This is a genomic window from Lysinibacillus sp. G01H (assembly GCF_028872195.1).
GTDB classification, from domain to species: domain Bacteria; phylum Bacillota; class Bacilli; order Bacillales_A; family Planococcaceae; genus Lysinibacillus; species Lysinibacillus capsici.
Genome location: NZ_CP118397.1, coordinates 2,282,128 through 2,297,389 on the forward strand (window position 1 = coordinate 2,282,128; position 15,262 = coordinate 2,297,389).

Annotated in this window: 14 protein-coding genes and 1 pseudogene; 11 read left to right on the forward strand and 4 right to left on the reverse strand. The window is 35.1% G+C overall.

The annotated features are described in order from the left end of the window. The first annotated feature begins 131 nt into the window (after positions 1-131). The 4 genes from PSR12_RS11520 (at position 132) to PSR12_RS11535 (ending at position 3,865) form a co-directional block, all read left to right on the forward strand. Complete coding sequence (locus PSR12_RS11520) at positions 132-314, forward strand: hypothetical protein (protein ID WP_221681964.1); 183 nt, start codon at positions 132-134, stop codon at positions 312-314. Next, positions 266-1,795 (forward strand): DHA2 family efflux MFS transporter permease subunit, encoded by a 1,530-nt coding sequence (locus PSR12_RS11525; RefSeq protein WP_257522163.1) that lies wholly within the window; start codon positions 266-268, stop codon positions 1,793-1,795. The genes PSR12_RS11520 and PSR12_RS11525 overlap by 49 nt, the downstream gene beginning before the upstream one ends. 163 nt (positions 1,796-1,958) lie before the next feature. Beyond that, entirely contained in the window at positions 1,959-2,570 is a 612-nt protein-coding gene (locus PSR12_RS11530) for a TetR/AcrR family transcriptional regulator (RefSeq protein WP_257522164.1), read from the forward strand. Between the two features lie 5 nt (positions 2,571-2,575). Beyond that, positions 2,576-3,865, forward strand: coding sequence for an MDR family MFS transporter (locus PSR12_RS11535; RefSeq protein ID WP_274773330.1), 1,290 nt, complete (start codon positions 2,576-2,578; stop codon positions 3,863-3,865). Between the two features lie 186 nt (positions 3,866-4,051). On the opposite strand, the gene PSR12_RS11540 is transcribed toward PSR12_RS11535, so the two are convergent. Further along, positions 4,052-4,960 carry a C40 family peptidase gene (locus tag PSR12_RS11540; RefSeq protein ID WP_257522166.1) on the reverse strand — a complete coding sequence of 303 codons (909 nt, stop codon included), beginning with the start codon at positions 4,958-4,960 and terminating at the stop codon, positions 4,052-4,054. A gap of 578 nt (positions 4,961-5,538) precedes the next feature. Between PSR12_RS11540 and PSR12_RS11545 the strand changes: the two genes are divergently transcribed. After that, the gene (locus tag PSR12_RS11545; RefSeq protein WP_221681938.1) at positions 5,539-6,147 is read left to right on the forward strand and encodes a DUF4304 domain-containing protein; all 609 of its coding nucleotides are present in this window, start codon (positions 5,539-5,541) and stop codon (positions 6,145-6,147) included. Between the two features lie 47 nt (positions 6,148-6,194). On the opposite strand, the gene PSR12_RS11550 is transcribed toward PSR12_RS11545, so the two are convergent. Then, positions 6,195-6,797, reverse strand: a complete 603-nt coding sequence (locus tag PSR12_RS11550; protein ID WP_274773333.1) for a YczE/YyaS/YitT family protein — start codon at positions 6,795-6,797, stop codon at positions 6,195-6,197. Between the two features lie 126 nt (positions 6,798-6,923). Between PSR12_RS11550 and PSR12_RS11555 the strand changes: the two genes are divergently transcribed. Next, on the forward strand, positions 6,924-7,463 hold the full coding sequence (locus PSR12_RS11555; protein ID WP_274773335.1) for a spermidine/spermine N(1)-acetyltransferase: 540 nt from the start codon (positions 6,924-6,926) through the stop codon (positions 7,461-7,463). A gap of 24 nt (positions 7,464-7,487) precedes the next feature. Here the strand turns inward: PSR12_RS11555 and PSR12_RS11560 are convergent, their stop codons facing one another. Then, positions 7,488-8,105, reverse strand: a complete 618-nt coding sequence (locus PSR12_RS11560; RefSeq protein WP_274773337.1) for an FMN-binding negative transcriptional regulator — start codon at positions 8,103-8,105, stop codon at positions 7,488-7,490. Between the two features lie 166 nt (positions 8,106-8,271). Between PSR12_RS11560 and pdxR the strand changes: the two genes are divergently transcribed. Together pdxR and PSR12_RS11570 are read left to right on the forward strand one after the other, a co-directional pair. Continuing rightward, positions 8,272-9,687, forward strand: a complete 1,416-nt coding sequence (pdxR, locus tag PSR12_RS11565; RefSeq protein ID WP_257522168.1) for a MocR-like pyridoxine biosynthesis transcription factor PdxR — start codon at positions 8,272-8,274, stop codon at positions 9,685-9,687. A gap of 70 nt (positions 9,688-9,757) precedes the next feature. Then, the gene (locus PSR12_RS11570; protein WP_066036753.1) at positions 9,758-10,189 is read left to right on the forward strand and encodes a DUF2935 domain-containing protein; all 432 of its coding nucleotides are present in this window, start codon (positions 9,758-9,760) and stop codon (positions 10,187-10,189) included. Positions 10,190-10,268: 79 nt separating this feature from the next. Here PSR12_RS11570 and PSR12_RS11575 read toward each other — a convergent pair whose 3' ends face one another. After that, positions 10,269-10,634 (reverse strand): hypothetical protein, encoded by a 366-nt coding sequence (locus PSR12_RS11575; protein WP_221681921.1) that lies wholly within the window; start codon positions 10,632-10,634, stop codon positions 10,269-10,271. 348 nt (positions 10,635-10,982) lie between these two features. Between PSR12_RS11575 and PSR12_RS11580 the strand changes: the two genes are divergently transcribed. From PSR12_RS11580 to PSR12_RS11590, 3 genes and pseudogenes are all read left to right on the forward strand, one after another. Then, positions 10,983-14,030: a sensor histidine kinase gene (locus PSR12_RS11580; protein WP_274773341.1), complete on the forward strand. Its 3,048-nt coding sequence runs from the start codon at positions 10,983-10,985 to the stop codon at positions 14,028-14,030. Next, positions 14,027-15,130 carry a response regulator gene (locus tag PSR12_RS11585; RefSeq protein WP_274773343.1) on the forward strand — a complete coding sequence of 368 codons (1,104 nt, stop codon included), beginning with the start codon at positions 14,027-14,029 and terminating at the stop codon, positions 15,128-15,130. The genes PSR12_RS11580 and PSR12_RS11585 overlap by 4 nt, the downstream gene beginning before the upstream one ends. Beyond that, positions 15,112-15,219 (forward strand): annotated as a pseudogene (locus tag PSR12_RS11590) (GNAT family N-acetyltransferase); the annotation flags it as partial. The gene PSR12_RS11585 and the pseudogene PSR12_RS11590, both read left to right, overlap by 19 nt. Between the last annotated feature and the right edge of the window lie 43 nt (positions 15,220-15,262).

Below are 15,262 nucleotides of genomic sequence, written 5' to 3' on the forward strand. Positions count from 1 at the left end.
GTCTTGTGATAAATTTATAGAGATAGACACTGTATAATTATTAAACAGCGAGTTATCCCTATTTTAATTATACAATACAATCTATTGTGTCGTCAACAATTTTAATTTTAATTTTTTGAGGGGTGGTTGCGATGAAATTAACAGGGGCAAAACAGCAGATTGGGGGAACAAACAACGAAGAAGCTCCATTCTTTGAGACAATCAAATGGCTTCCTAAACATGTGAATGAAATTGAAAAAGATAAAGAAAGTAGGACTGATACTATATGTCAGAGAAAACCATTTCAGTTGAGACAAAAGCGCCATATGGCATGATTGCCATTTTATTTATCGGGGCCTTTGTTGCTATTTTAAATGAGACCTTACTCAACATTGCACTACCAGCCATTATGGACGAATTCGATGTGAAAGCCACTGCAGTACAATGGCTTTCAACAGGCTATATGCTAATTAACGGTATTTTAATTCCTGCCAGCGCGTTCTTCATTCAACGATTTACGGATAAAAAATTATTTATTACAGCGATGGCTCTGTTTACATTAGGTACATTTCTAGCTAGTATTGCACCTGCATTTGGTGTGTTATTAGCAGCACGTATGATACAAGCTGCAGGCTCAGCGATCATGATGCCTTTATTAATGAATGTTATGCTGACAGCATTCCCTGTAGAAAAACGAGGAGCTGCAATGGGGATGTTCGGTCTTGTGATGATTACAGCTCCAGCGATCGGCCCGACGCTTTCTGGTTGGATAATCGAGCATTATAGCTGGAGAATGTTATTTGACCTTGTGCTACCAATTGCCATTTTAACTTTAATTTTTGCAGCCTTTAAATTAAAGGATGTAACACCACAACGTGCGATTAAGCTCGATGTGATTTCTCTTATTCTATCAAGCATTGGTTTTGGCGGCTTGCTTTATGGCTTTAGTTCCGCAGGTGAAAAAGGATGGGATCATATCCTTGTATATGGAACTATTATTATTGGGACGATTGCATTAATTACCTTTACCCTTCGTCAGCTACGAATGGATGAACCAATGCTTGAGTTTCGTATTTTCAAATATCCAATGTTTGCCTTATCCTCAGCCATCTCCATCGTTATTTCGGTAGCGATGTTCTCGGCTATGATTTTAATGCCTATTTACGTACAAACCATTCGTGGTATTTCACCAATGGATTCAGGTCTGCTCATGCTACCTGGTGCCATTGTGATGGGAATTATGTCGCCGATTACAGGGAAGCTCTTTGATAAATACGGGGCAAGAAGCTTGGCTGTATTTGGCTTAATCATTACCATTGTAACGACGTATTACTTCAGTAAAATTAGCATGGATACAGCTTATTCTACATTGGTGCTGCTGTATACATTACGTATGTTTGGGATGTCTATGGTAATGATGCCTGTGATGACAAACGGTTTAAATCAGCTACCAGCACACAATAATCCACACGGTACAGCTATGAACAACACATTACAACAGGTTTCTGGTGCGATTGGTTCTGCGGTGCTGATTACGATTATGAACAATAAAACAACTGCCAAGGCAGAGGAATTGACTGCAGGTGCGATGAACAATATGAGTGCCAATGCAGCACAGGCTACGACACAATCTGCCAGCGAAGTAAAACAGCAAATCTTAAACGAAGCCATGCTGCATGGCATCAATTATACGTTCTTCCTTTCCACATTGATTGCGGCCATCGCACTCATACTTGCCTTCTTTATAAAGCGAGTTAAGCCTAACGATGATAATCTCACAGGTGGGGAAGTTGCTGGAAAACAGGTAGAGGAATAATGAAAAGATGAAAAAACAGGCGTTGCTTATGCTGAGCAACGTCTGTTTTTAATACAAAGAACTTTAAGAATATGAAAATAAATCCAAAAATTAAATTGACATAGGAAACAACTTACAATACAATTTGATTGATTCATCAATCATTTTTTGAAGGAGTTTTGAAATGGAATCTAAACTTACTATTAATGAAAAAAAGAAAATAAAACGATCCACTATTCTAAACGCTGCAATCAAATTATACAGCGAAAATGGTTTTGCAGAGACAAAGGTGGCAGAAATAGCAAAAGAAGCAGGTGTTAGTTTTGGAACAGTATTTACATATTTTGAATCGAAAGAAGCACTTTATGAAGCAGCGATTTTAGAACCATTGGAGGAAATTAAAACATATTTTATCGAGATAGAAAAACACTTTAAAGGCGAGCCTCTTGATATTGTGAGAAAAATGATAGATTGCCATGTACAACTTTTTTCAATGAAAAGTGAATTTCTACGATTAATTCAGCAGGTTCTAGCAAGACCTGATCGATATCCAAAACTCTTTAATGAATTAAACGATTTCGTCAACGGTTTTATTGTTAGTATTCATCCTGTTATAGAAGCAGGACAAAAGCAAGGTTATTTTTATGAAGAAAATACATCCTTAATTGCCGAGTCATACCTATCCATCTTAAATGGAATGCGTTTAACGTTTATCGATGAGTATACAAATTTGATGTGGAAAGATATAACGAGACAGGCTTTGAGGTTATTCGGTCCTATCACTAAAAAGGGGTGAGTAGTATGAAACTAAAGGATATCCATCCTAATGTCAAACTTCGTTTAGCAATGCAATTTATAGGCAGCCTTATGTCCATGGCTGTTATACCCTTTTTAGCAATCTATTTTTCTCAAAAAATAGGAGCTACTCAAACAGGAATTATACTTATCACCATTGTGATAAGTGGTGTCATTGGTGGTTTAATCGGCGGTCACATTTCAGACAGAATAGGTCGAAAAAAAATAATGATTTATGCTGAAATAGGTTTATTACTTTCGTATCTGTTTATCACTATTTGTAATTCACCTTGGTTCGATTCACCATATCTTTCTGCTGGCTTCTTTATTATTAATATGTTTTGGGGAGGCATGTTTCAGCCCGCAGCACAAGCTATGATTATTGATGTAACTAATTCTGAATCCAGAAAGCTTGTTTTTACAATTAGCTATTGGTTAGGGAATTTAGCAACTGCTATTGGCGGAATCATTGGCGCATTTCTCTTCAAAAATTACTTATTTGAATTATTTATCGGAATATCATTTATCTCTTTGCTATCTGTATTAATGACCATTTTTTTAATTACGGAAACCTACATACCCGAAGAACCTGCTAAACCATCAAATCAAAAACAAAATTGGGCATTAAAAGAAATGTTCTATAGTTTTTCTACCGTTTTAAAAGATAAATTGTTTATGTTTTACATTATAGGAGGGGTCTTAATCCTTTCATTGGAACAGTCTTTAACAAACTATATTGGCATTCGTCTCGAAAAAGAAATACCTCATCAACTATCTACATTCTTCAATATAGATTTCATGCTTGATGGCACAAAGATGTTAGGCTTTCTACGCACAGAGAACACCATTCTTGTGGTTCTCTTATCCAGTGTTATATTATTCGCCTTTAAAAAATGGCGTGATCGCTGGACGCTAGTTACAGGCATGCTGATCTTTTCGATATGCTTTAGTATTTTTGCTTTTACAAATAATGTGTTAATTCTTTTCATCGCTATGTTTATTGGAACAATCGGTGAACTGATGTATGTTCCGATAAAGCAGGCAATGCTAGGCGAAATTGCACCACCCAACGCTCGGAGTACCTATATGGCTTTTAATAGCATGACCCTCTATGGAGCAATGGTAGTTTCTTCACTGCTAATCATCATAGGGGAGTGGGTTCCACCTATTTATATGGGAGGCTTACTTCTTCTACTAGGATTAACTGGTACATTTTTGTACTATATAGTTACAAAAACACTAGATTTGAGAGTCAGTGAGAAAAATGAAAGTCAAGTACCTGTTTCTCAACTTTAATTTCGATTGAATAATTTGAGAAAACTTATTTACAGAGTCCAAAATAATTTATATGAAAATCCTAGTTGATTAGTCAGTACAATTCGTACTGGCTTTTCTATATGGTAGTGGGGGAGTATAAAATGCCATTTCCTAGTAAGAATAAAAAAGGCATTTCATCCATAGATGAAATACCTATTCTAGTAGTTATTGAGCTAATCGTTGGATAAAGGCTTCTAATTGGATCAATGTGACATTGTCGTTCACTCCGAATGTGCCGTCACCTTTACCTACGGTTACTTTATTCGAAGCAAGGATCGCTACATAATTATTTGCCCAATGTGAGCCTGGAACATCAATAAATTGTTCAGCTGTTCCTTGCTGTGTTAAATGAAATGCTTCCACTAAGACTTTAGATAGTTGCCCACGTGTCATTGGAGAACCAGGATTGAATTTTCCATTATCATCACCCGTAAAAACGCCAATTTTTTTAAGTGCCTCTGCAGCACCTGCATATTTCGATGATGGCTTAATATCTGGGAAACTTGAATTCGTATTACTCGTATCTAAATGTAATTTATTGGCTAATCGAAGAGCTACCTCTCCACGCGATGCATAAATGCTAAAGTCAATTTCCGCATCTTTTACTTCTCCATAATCAGAGAAGTTGGCAATACGTTTTGCCCCTACATAACGTGAACCCCAATAGTATGGGTCATTCACTGTATCTACCTTAACCCCAGAACTCGTAGTAGCTGAGATAAAATTATTGTCACCTATGTATATACCAACGTGTGAAACACCGCTTCCAGAAGTATTAAAAAATACGAGATCACCCGTTTTTAAATTGTCTTTTGAAATTGAAGTACCTTGCTGGTATTGAGCTTTAGATGTACGTTCTAATGAAATGCCTAGCTTAGAAAAAACTAATTGTGTATATGCTGAGCAATCCACACCTGTCTTAATATCCGTTCCTCCATATTTATAAGGAGCTCCAATATATGCTTTGGCTGTATTTGTTATATCTGCTATTGTTGCCGCTTTCGCATCATGAATACCCATACCTGTAAAGAACATAAACGATGCGAAAATGGGTAGTAACCATTTTTTCTTCAAATCAATCTTACTCCTTTCAAAAAGCTTTCGCCTTTGAACTAAAGTAAGAATAGCATGAAATAGGGTAGAGTTATTTTTCAATAATATTACCGATTACCCCTAAACACCAAAATTGAAACCTTAATTTTAATTGTGTAAAACTTTTGCAATAATAATGGGCAATTTTACTAAAAATATATGAAATTAATGGTTTTATAGGGACATAAGTGTTAATTTAAATGTTTTATCCAATTGAAAAACCGATATTTTAATAGTAACTTTCCAGCTATTTAAATCATTATTAAGTGTTTCTCACGTTATGGCACTAAGGATGGTGGTAGAAAATTCTATTTATCAACGTATCTTCCATTTTATCTCTTTAAGGAATTTATACAGCCTTAGACATGTGGACATGCGCTGCTTTTTATGTAGCTCCAGTATCTTCAAAGTCATTTATTGCTAAATAGGAATGGTTAGCCTTAATGTATGTCTTTTTGATCAATGGATACGTTAAACTATAATAAAAATAATAAAGAAACATACGAGAGTGATAGAGATATTAAAATCGAATGAATACTAAACGAGAAGGAGGCACTCCATTGCAGCAAATTTTTAATGAATTAATAAAACAGGACATCAAGCCATTTCTAATCAAGCTAGGCTACAAAAAGAAAGGATTGAACTTCTATCAAACAACTGAAAATCTTATCTATCTCATCAATTTTCAAAAATCCTCTGGTAATACAGCCGACACTCTGATGTTTTATGTGAATTGTGGGATATATGCAGCTGAGCTGGCACAGCTACAATCAAGAGAGTGTGTGACAGCACCCAAAGAAGCAGAATGCCACTTTCGAGCAAGGATTAGCTCCATTGTCGAAGATGCACCTGATCGATTTTCCATCACAGCCACTACAAATTTGGACGAATTAACCAACATATTGCTGCTGGGGTTAGAGGAGGTTCATAATTTCTATGAAACGATGACTTCCGCAAGATCCATTGTTGATTATTATATAGCAGGGCCATTTTTGCACTTGGGCGAAGAAAGTTTTCATTTGTTATTACAAGCCAATGATGTAACAACAGCAAAGCTCTACTACAATGCATTGCAGAAAAAGCATGGAACCGAACAGAGGTGGTCCATTTTCAAAAATAAATACCAAGCCATTTTCAATCAATACGGTGTGGAACTTGGGGAAAATTAGGCATCAAAACCAGAACTCATTCTTGAACGAGTATCTGGTTTTATATTTTAGGAGTTGTTCAGTATATTATCTAGTATTCTTCCAGTTATCGGCATAAAAAAATGGAGGATATAACCACCTAAGCAAACTGTTAATAATGTACCGACACCGATGGGGCCATTAAAAATGATAGCTAATATTAAAAATAAAATATAAATAAGGGTTCTTGAGAAGAAAACCGTTTTTCTTGTTAATTCTTTGATGATCAAAGTAAGTCGATCTACAGGAATTGGTGCAAAATTTGTATGTAAATAAGTTGCCGTTCCTAACCCCACTATAACTAATCCAGTAGTAAAACAGACAGCTTGGCTAAACAAAATATCTGGTGATACTACATCGTGTAATAAAAATAACCATATATCAATCCCTATGCCAGTGATCAATGCGGTGATCAACCCTAAAATTTCAGGCCTTTTTCTAGCTAATAGGGAATTACTACCTATTAATAGGAGAGCTAAGAGGATTTCCCAACTACCTACAGTTAGCCCCACATTTTTAGATAATCCTACTAGAAGCGCATCGAAAGGTGATGTACCGAGTTTAGATTGAATCGTGAGCGAAATACCTAGCGTTAAAATTAAAATGCCCACTACATAAAAGACATATTTCAACTAAAAGACCCCCTTCTACTATTTTTATTGCAAATACAACAAAATTGCGTTAAATTGACTATATACTCTTTTTATTGCATTTGCAATATAAATTCTAGGAAGAGTTACGACAAAGGAGTGGAATCAATGTCTGTTAAATTAGAGAAGTGTGAGCACGCAGATTTAAAACAGCTTCAAGCAATAAGTATTGAAACATTTAATGATACATTTAAAGATCAGAACTCCCCCGAAAATATGAAGGCTTATTTAGAGCGTGCCTTTCATGAGCAACAGCTAGAGAAGGAATTGGCCAATTTGGATTCAGCGTTCTATTTTATCTATTATGAGGAAGAAATAGCTGGTTATTTAAAAGTAAATGTCAATGAAGCACAATCGGAACTAATGGGGGATGAGTCATTAGAGGTGGAGAGAATTTATGTTCGACATCAATATCAAGGAAAAGGGCTTGGCAAATACCTTATGAATAAAGCAATAGAGGAGGCTGTAGCTCAAAACAAAAAAAGCATTTGGCTAGGGGTTTGGGAGAAAAATGACAGTGCCATCGGTTTTTATCAGAAAATAGGCTTTGTCCAAACAGGCGCCCATTCTTTTTATATGGGTGACGAAGAACAAATTGATCTTATCATGACGAAAACACTAGCCAAAATGTTATGGCAGAAACGTTGATTCACAACATTTCTGCCTGCTATTTTAATGGCTTCTATTTTTCTTCATCGCCTCAGCCACCGCATCAGCATGTGGATTATCCTCTTTATAAAGTTCCTTTATTATATTGGCGTAATCACTAGCATTTCGATTTTGACTTAATTTATAGGCTGCCTGCACTTCTTCCACCTTTATTTTAAACCCCTTTATTCCTTTCATTTCTTGCTGCAAAAGCTCAGGAGATAGTTTATCCCACAACACAGGATTTTCACGGAATGACTCATATTTTTCAAGTAAGCTAGTCAAATCTTGTTCTAAAGCTATTCCTTCAATCAGACTTGCCTTTCCATATACATGGACAGCTTGATAATTCCAGGTTGGCACATTTTCATGCTCATACCAAGAGGAAGAGATATAGGCATGTGGACCATTAAATATCACGAGAATGTCTTGTACTTCCTCAAAGGTCTTCCATAAAGGGTTACCATAGGCTAAGTGACCAGTCAAATAATAGTCATTCTCGATTTTTTTCAGCAACACGGGTATATGAGCTGCAATTGGCTTACCTTTTCTTATTGAAACGATTGTTGCGAAGGAATTATGTTGAATAAATTCTTTGATTTCTTCTAAATCCGATACTTTATAATACTTAGGAACATACATGGAAATCTCTCCTTATACATAAAATCATCGCGAGTTTTTTGAATAAAAAAATAATTATGCAGGGATGTCTTTACATTTTCTACTCAACAATGTAGATTTTATTATAATCAATCACTGGCACCTCTTAAAAGTGCCAATAACGCTATTTCTAAAGGAGCCAAGAAGCATGCTCGAAATGACCCCAAACTTGAATAATCAGGAACCACTTTACCTTCAATTATATAACTATATAAAAGCAGAAATCCAAAATGGAAAGATAAGAGCTCAAAGCAAATTGCCGTCTCAGCGTAGTTTAGCTAAACATTTACAGATTAGTCGCAACACAGTAGATGCAGCATATCAGCAGCTTCTTGCAGAGGGCTATGTGATAAGTAGAGAGCGAGATGGACTATATGTGGTTGACCTTGAAAAAGGTTATTTTCAAGGAGGCCCTCACCATTTTGAACCACAACTAGCGACTCAGCAGAAACAAGACAGACCAGCGATTAAGTACGATTTTAATTATGGGGATATTAATCTAAAAGATTTTCCCTTTAAAATATGGCGTAAATTATCGATGCAGAGCCTTGATGAAGAACAGGCTCAACTCCTTTTATATGGAGATCCACAGGGAGAGCTGGAATTAAGAAATTATATGGCAAGCTATCTTTATGAATCAAGAGGGGTGCAATGTAGTGCAGAGCAAATCGTTATAGGAGCAGGCTTGCAGTTTCTTCTGGGTATCGTATGTAACCTAATTGGACGAAATGAGCTTTTTGCTATGGAAGATCCAGGTTATTATCGCGTTCGTTACCTGTTTAAAGATACTGGGATAAAGGTGAAACCAATCCCACTTGACGAGCATGGTATTCATATCAATCCGTTAAGGAAAAATAATATCAAAGCTGTTTATGTCACCCCCTCCCATCAATTTCCTCTAGGAACGGTTATGCCTATCTCAAGAAGATTAGCATTACTAGAGTGGGCAAAGGAAGAAGATGCTTATATCATCGAGGATGATTATGATGGAGAATTTCGATATGCTGGGAAACCGATTCCTGCACTACAGGGATTAGATTCGAGTGATCGCGTCATCTATATGGGCACCTTTTCAAAATCTTTGATTCCAGCCATTAAGCTAAGCTATATGATATTACCTAGAAAATTAATAGATTTATTTCATCAAAACAATTACTATGTTCAAACTGTGTCTAGACTCCATCAGCATACGTTACAGCTATTTATAGAGAGTGGGCATTGGGAGAGACACTTGAATAAAACACGAAATAGTTATAAGCGAAGATATGAGGCCTTACTAAAGTCCATTCATCAAACTTTCGGGGAAAATGGGAAAATTTATGGAGCGAGCAGTGGCTTACATATTTTACTTGAACCAAATAATAAGATGACTGAAGAGGAATTGATTGATACAGCAAAAATGGTGGGTGTTAAGGTCTACCCTACTTCTGTTTTTTATGCAAATCCCTTGGGTGTTCAGCCTGCAAAGGTATTACTTGGATTTGCTAATCTAGCGGAAGATGAGATTGACACAGGCATTAAGCTATTAAACAATGCTTGGTTTAACAGTACTACAATGACGTGAATCTCTTTCAAAGTTCTATTTCTACATTTCTTGTATATACATAGTAGAGAAAAGTGGGAGGGGGATTTTTATGCAATTTTATTATGGCCATCAAATGCCATTACGTGTATTAGATGAAGCTGAATTTTGGAAACATCAAGAAGAGGAGCATACAGTAGTAATCAGAGAGCTTGTGAAAGATTTGGAGCAGCAATATGTCGATGCGTTAAAGGAATGGGAAAAAGCTTTCGCTCAAACACATCAGCAAGTTGTGAGATATATAGAAACCGTCAATCGTTCACAGGGACAAGTTTCTCCAGCTTTGTTTCAGGATATTTTACAGCTTACTTCCTTCTGTCTGCAACAGAGTGATCAATTTATTCAATTTTGCCGAACGCTTATGCAAGAAAGTCAACCGATAAGCGCCAATCCGACAGCTAAAGTTGTATTAAATCATATCATTGTAGAATCCGAATATTTTATCGGGATTGCTCAAACCATTTTATATCAACAGAAATACTAGGTCTTAACGTCTGGAAAATGGAGTTTGGAGAAGGGACACTTGCCATACTCCATTTTCAGGTCGCTACACCCTAAAAATATTAACTATTCGGAATTTTCTCTTTATATTTAAAGGAGAGGAGGCTTAAAGAATAGTTTTTAAGTGTATCTGTGTGAACAAAGTCATTTAAAATACTTTCAATTGAATGACAATGTTGATTGATTAAATTAATTTCTTCTATATAATTTGAATCAATCAATACTTCTTTTAATGTTTTAAACACTACTTTCTGCTCGTTAAATAAATAAACCAGTTCAAACCTAGCGTTCAATACTAGAGTGGTAATCTCAGGAAAAATAATTCGATCCTTTAGTACTTCAAGAATGGAATCCACGGATTTTACTCCTTCAATAGCTTGTAAAGCTGAAAAAACACCATTTAATAACTCTTCAAAATCAACCTTCATCAAAATCCTCCATCAATCAAAATCCTTTTTGATCATAACATTTTTTCAGAAAAATTTTAATGATTAATATTTTCCTTCAATAATGTGGAAAGACTATTTAGACAATAGTATGTTGTTGAAAAACAAATCCCTTCACATACTTGCAGAGGCTAATAAAAATCCATAATCTGCTCACAATCATTTTTTTAAAATAACAACAAATAAAACATCAAGAAAGGTATTATTATTGTTTGTTTAGATTTTGTTCAAACACAGTATGCTACTATCTCAAAAGGGGTTGATTGTAAAAACTGTGAGCAATATGATGTAAAGATACATCATAAATGATCGATCTTTGGGGGCACGGAAATGAAAAAAAATATCATAATTATTGTCAGTATAATCATGCTTTTTGTGATTGTTTTTTTGATTGGTAATTGGCAATATTTCTCCAATAATCAGCCGAAAATTATACATAAAGGTGTAGGAAAGTTAGAGGAAGAGCAATTATTAAAGCCTGTAAAGCTAGAAGGCGAATGGGTATTTTATCCAAATGTATTAATTTCTTTGGGGGAAAATTTTGATAGCTATCAACATAAAAAACTGAATTTAAATGTACCCTTTAATTGGCAATCATATGTAGAGCCAAATGAAGAGGGGCTTTCGGTGGGAACCTATCACGTCAGCATAGAGGTACCATCAGATGGATTTTACGGCCTATATATTCGAACGATTCGTCAAGCTAGTCGTGTATTCATTAATGGCGTTGAGGTAGGGGCTAAAGGAAATCCAAGTACCGTTTTAAGTGCGTATGCATCTGAAAATGATGATAAATATACCGTGTTTTCTCCTAGTGTCAATAAAAAACTAGACATTGTCATCCATGTTGCAAACTACAATTATCCTCAGGCTGGAATTGTTTATCCTATTGAATTTGGTACGATGAAGGCTATTCAAAAGCATTATCACTGGAAATTGGTTTTAGATATAGTAGTGAGTATAGGTCATATGATAGTTGGTGCGATCTATGTCTTTACATTTTTACAGAATCGCAAGCGTAAAGAAGAGTTATTTTTTGGTCTTTTTACTATTTCATTAGGGTTTTATATGTCGTTTATCAATCAAAAAGTGTTTTTCCTGTTATTTACTGATCTATCAACGGTCAATCAATTACGTCTGCAATTAGGAATCATTCCACTTGCATTGCTTGCTTTAACATTTTTTATAAATGCGATGTATCCACAATTACTAGAAAGAAAAATTTTATACACGCTTGCCATATTGCTTGGTATCGTGTTTGTTATGTACGGTATCTATAATCCCTTTACTAAAAATGAAAGGGCCTCCTCAGAATTTGAAATGATTATGAGAAAAATAATCTATATTAGTGTCACCGCTCCGGTTATTTTCTATAATATATGGATTCTTATAAAGGTCATGCTAAAACGTCTAGAGGCTGTGCGTTATGTGCTAATAGTTATTACAGCGATTAGTTGTTATTCCATTTTACTCATTTGTAACTTTTTATTTGGGACGCCTTTTGACTATACAGAATTTTTGTTATTTTTACTAATATTATTTGGCTTTGCCTCATTATTAAATTATCGTGCCAATCAAGCATTTTTAAAAATAGCAGCATTGTCAGAAGAATTGCTTGAACATAACCAAATGAAGAATGAATTTCTTCTGAAAACATCGCATGAACTCCGTGCCCCCCTAAACGGAATATTAAATTTATCCAAATCCTTAATGGAAGGTGCTCAAGGACCATTAAAACGATCGCAACAGGAGCAAGTTATTCTAATTCACAGCGTTACACAGCGCATAGGTCATTTAGTAGAAGATTTATTGTTTTCTTCCAATCAAATGACAGGAGAATTAAGGATTAGTCTACGTAGTGTATCTCTGTCTGTTATACATGAAGTAGTGGCCGAAATTCGTAGTGTAATGCCCAAAAATAGTCAAGTAAGGGTAGCAGCAGAGATAAACTGGGATTTGCCAAAGATCTTCACGGATGAATTACGCTTTAAACAAATTTTATATAACTTGCTGCATAATGCTATTAAATTTACACAAAACGGAACAATCACAGTCACTGCGCATGTTGAACAGCAGCAGATGGTCATCCAAGTAAGTGATACAGGCTGTGGAATTGCGACACAAGAGTTAGATCGTATTTTTAACGCCTTTTATCAAGGAAACAATCATCATAATAAAGAAGGGTTAGGTTTGGGACTAAGTATTACTAAAAATATTGTTGAAAAATTAAATGGTAACATTCATGTGACAAGCACTGTAGAGGAAGGTACAACATTTACATTTACAATGCCTCTCTCAACACCAGAAAACGTAAGTAATGAACAAGCTACCATTACATCGCATACCGATACAGAAATACAGCTTCGATTACCTCTTATTTATAAAGGAAGTGATAAAAAAATACTGGTGGTAGATGACAACCATGTTAATATAAAAGCTTTAACGGAAGCATTAAGTTTAAAGGGATATACAGTGATCGCCGTAGATAATGGCTTTGATGCGATTTATTATATTAAAACCAATCATGTAGATTGTATGTTAATCGACCTAATGATGAATGGGATGTCAGGTTATGAGTTATGTAAACGTGTACGTAAACAATATGATATGCTGGAACTACCCATAATTATCTTAACTACAGTTATGAAGCAATCTGACTTACTGCAAACGTTAAAAGTTGGGGCGAATGACTATCTACAAAAGCCGATTTCTACCGATGAACTTTTTATTCGTATTGAATCTTTATTGGCTGTTCGACAATCTTCAATCGATGCGATCGAAGTAGAAATGAACTATTTATATTCACAGGTCACACCACATTTTGTATATAACACCCTTAATACGATTATTGGTTTAAGTTATACAGATATGGAAAACACACGTGAAGCTCTTTATTGTTTAGCCACTTATTTCCGTGCAAAATTGAATGTTCATTACCGAAATAGCATTGTCCCCATTGATGAGGAGATGGAACTTGTAAAAGCCTATTTATCGATTGAAAAAATGCGCTTTGGAGATCGTTTACGTATTAAATATGATATTGACGAATCTATTCAATTAGGAATCCCTGCTTTGTCCATTCAACCATTAGTTGAAAACGCAGTATTCCATGGAATCTCTAAGAAAGTAGAGGGAGGGACCATTGAATTAAGCCTACAGAGAGAGGGACAATTTGTAAGAATAAAAATCTATGATAATGGTGTAGGAATTTCAGAAGAAAAAGTGCACCAATTGCTTAATGAAGAAAGTACAAGAATTGGCTTTATGAATCCATTAAAGAAATTTAAATTAATAAAAAATGCTAGTTTACGAATTTACAGCGAAGAAGGAAAGGGAACAACAATTGTCATTTTATTACCAGAGGGTGGTGGCACATGAATATAATGATCGTTGATGATGAAAAATTGGCTATTGATGTTTTAACTATTATGGTTAAACAGCTTGCCCAATTTCAGATTAACATTAAGGGGACATTTACAAATTCAACTGAAGCCCTCCATTTTCTTGAAAAAGAAATAATAGATGTAGTGTTTTTAGATATTGAAATGATTGACACACACGGTATGCAACTTGCAAAGCAGTTACTACACAAGCAACCATCCTTACAAATTATTTTTGTTACAGCTCATACACAATTTGCAGTGGAGGCTTTTGAAGTAGAGGCAACGGATTATTTATTAAAGCCTGTACATGAAAAACGACTGATTATTGCGTTAACAAAAGCACAGAAAAAAATGGTCGTTACGTTGGCGCCGAGGGATGAGAAGAAAAACTCATTATATGCGCATACATTAGGCAGCTTTTATCTACTGGATGTTCAACATAATGTGATTAAGTGGCGTACAAGAAAAGTACGTGAACTATTTTTATATTTACTATTTCACCAAAAAAGACCTATGTTAAATGCAGTTCTTTTAGAGGAATTGTGGCCAGATTTGGACTTTGAAAAGGCAGCTAGTAATTTACATACAACTATTTATCATTTAAGAAAGATATTAAAGGACAATGGCATTCAAGATCCAATACTCTTGGTCAATAATCACTATAAATTAAATGCTGAAATTCAAACTGATTATGATGAGCTGAATCAACTATTGGAGCAGGAACAACATGATGAGAAATCTATTCAGCAGTTATTGAATTGCTATGAGGGTGATTTTTTAATAGATGAGGAGTATTTATGGGTTAATCAAATTAGGCTCCGCTTAAAGCAAGCTGTATTACATGTGCTTGAACAGTATATTGCACGTCCAAACGCTGCCCATACTTTATTAAAGTATAATTGCCTACAAAAGCTATTAGAGCTAGACGAATATAATGAACACTATATGTTTCAATTGTTAGAATTCTTAATTCAACAAAATAGAAAACAAGAATGTATAAAATTCTTTGAATCGATAGAGGCAAAATTAGCTGAAATTGATCTCCCTGTGCCAGAAAAAATTTATAGACAATACAACGAGTATATAAATCATTAGATTATCAAGAAGTGGGGAAAATTCCTCAATATACTATTTCATCAGATGGAGAATTAGAAGCAACCGTAATTTACTATAAATTAATTTAATCCATGGTATTCAATAGAACTGAAAACGTATAGAAAGGGAGCT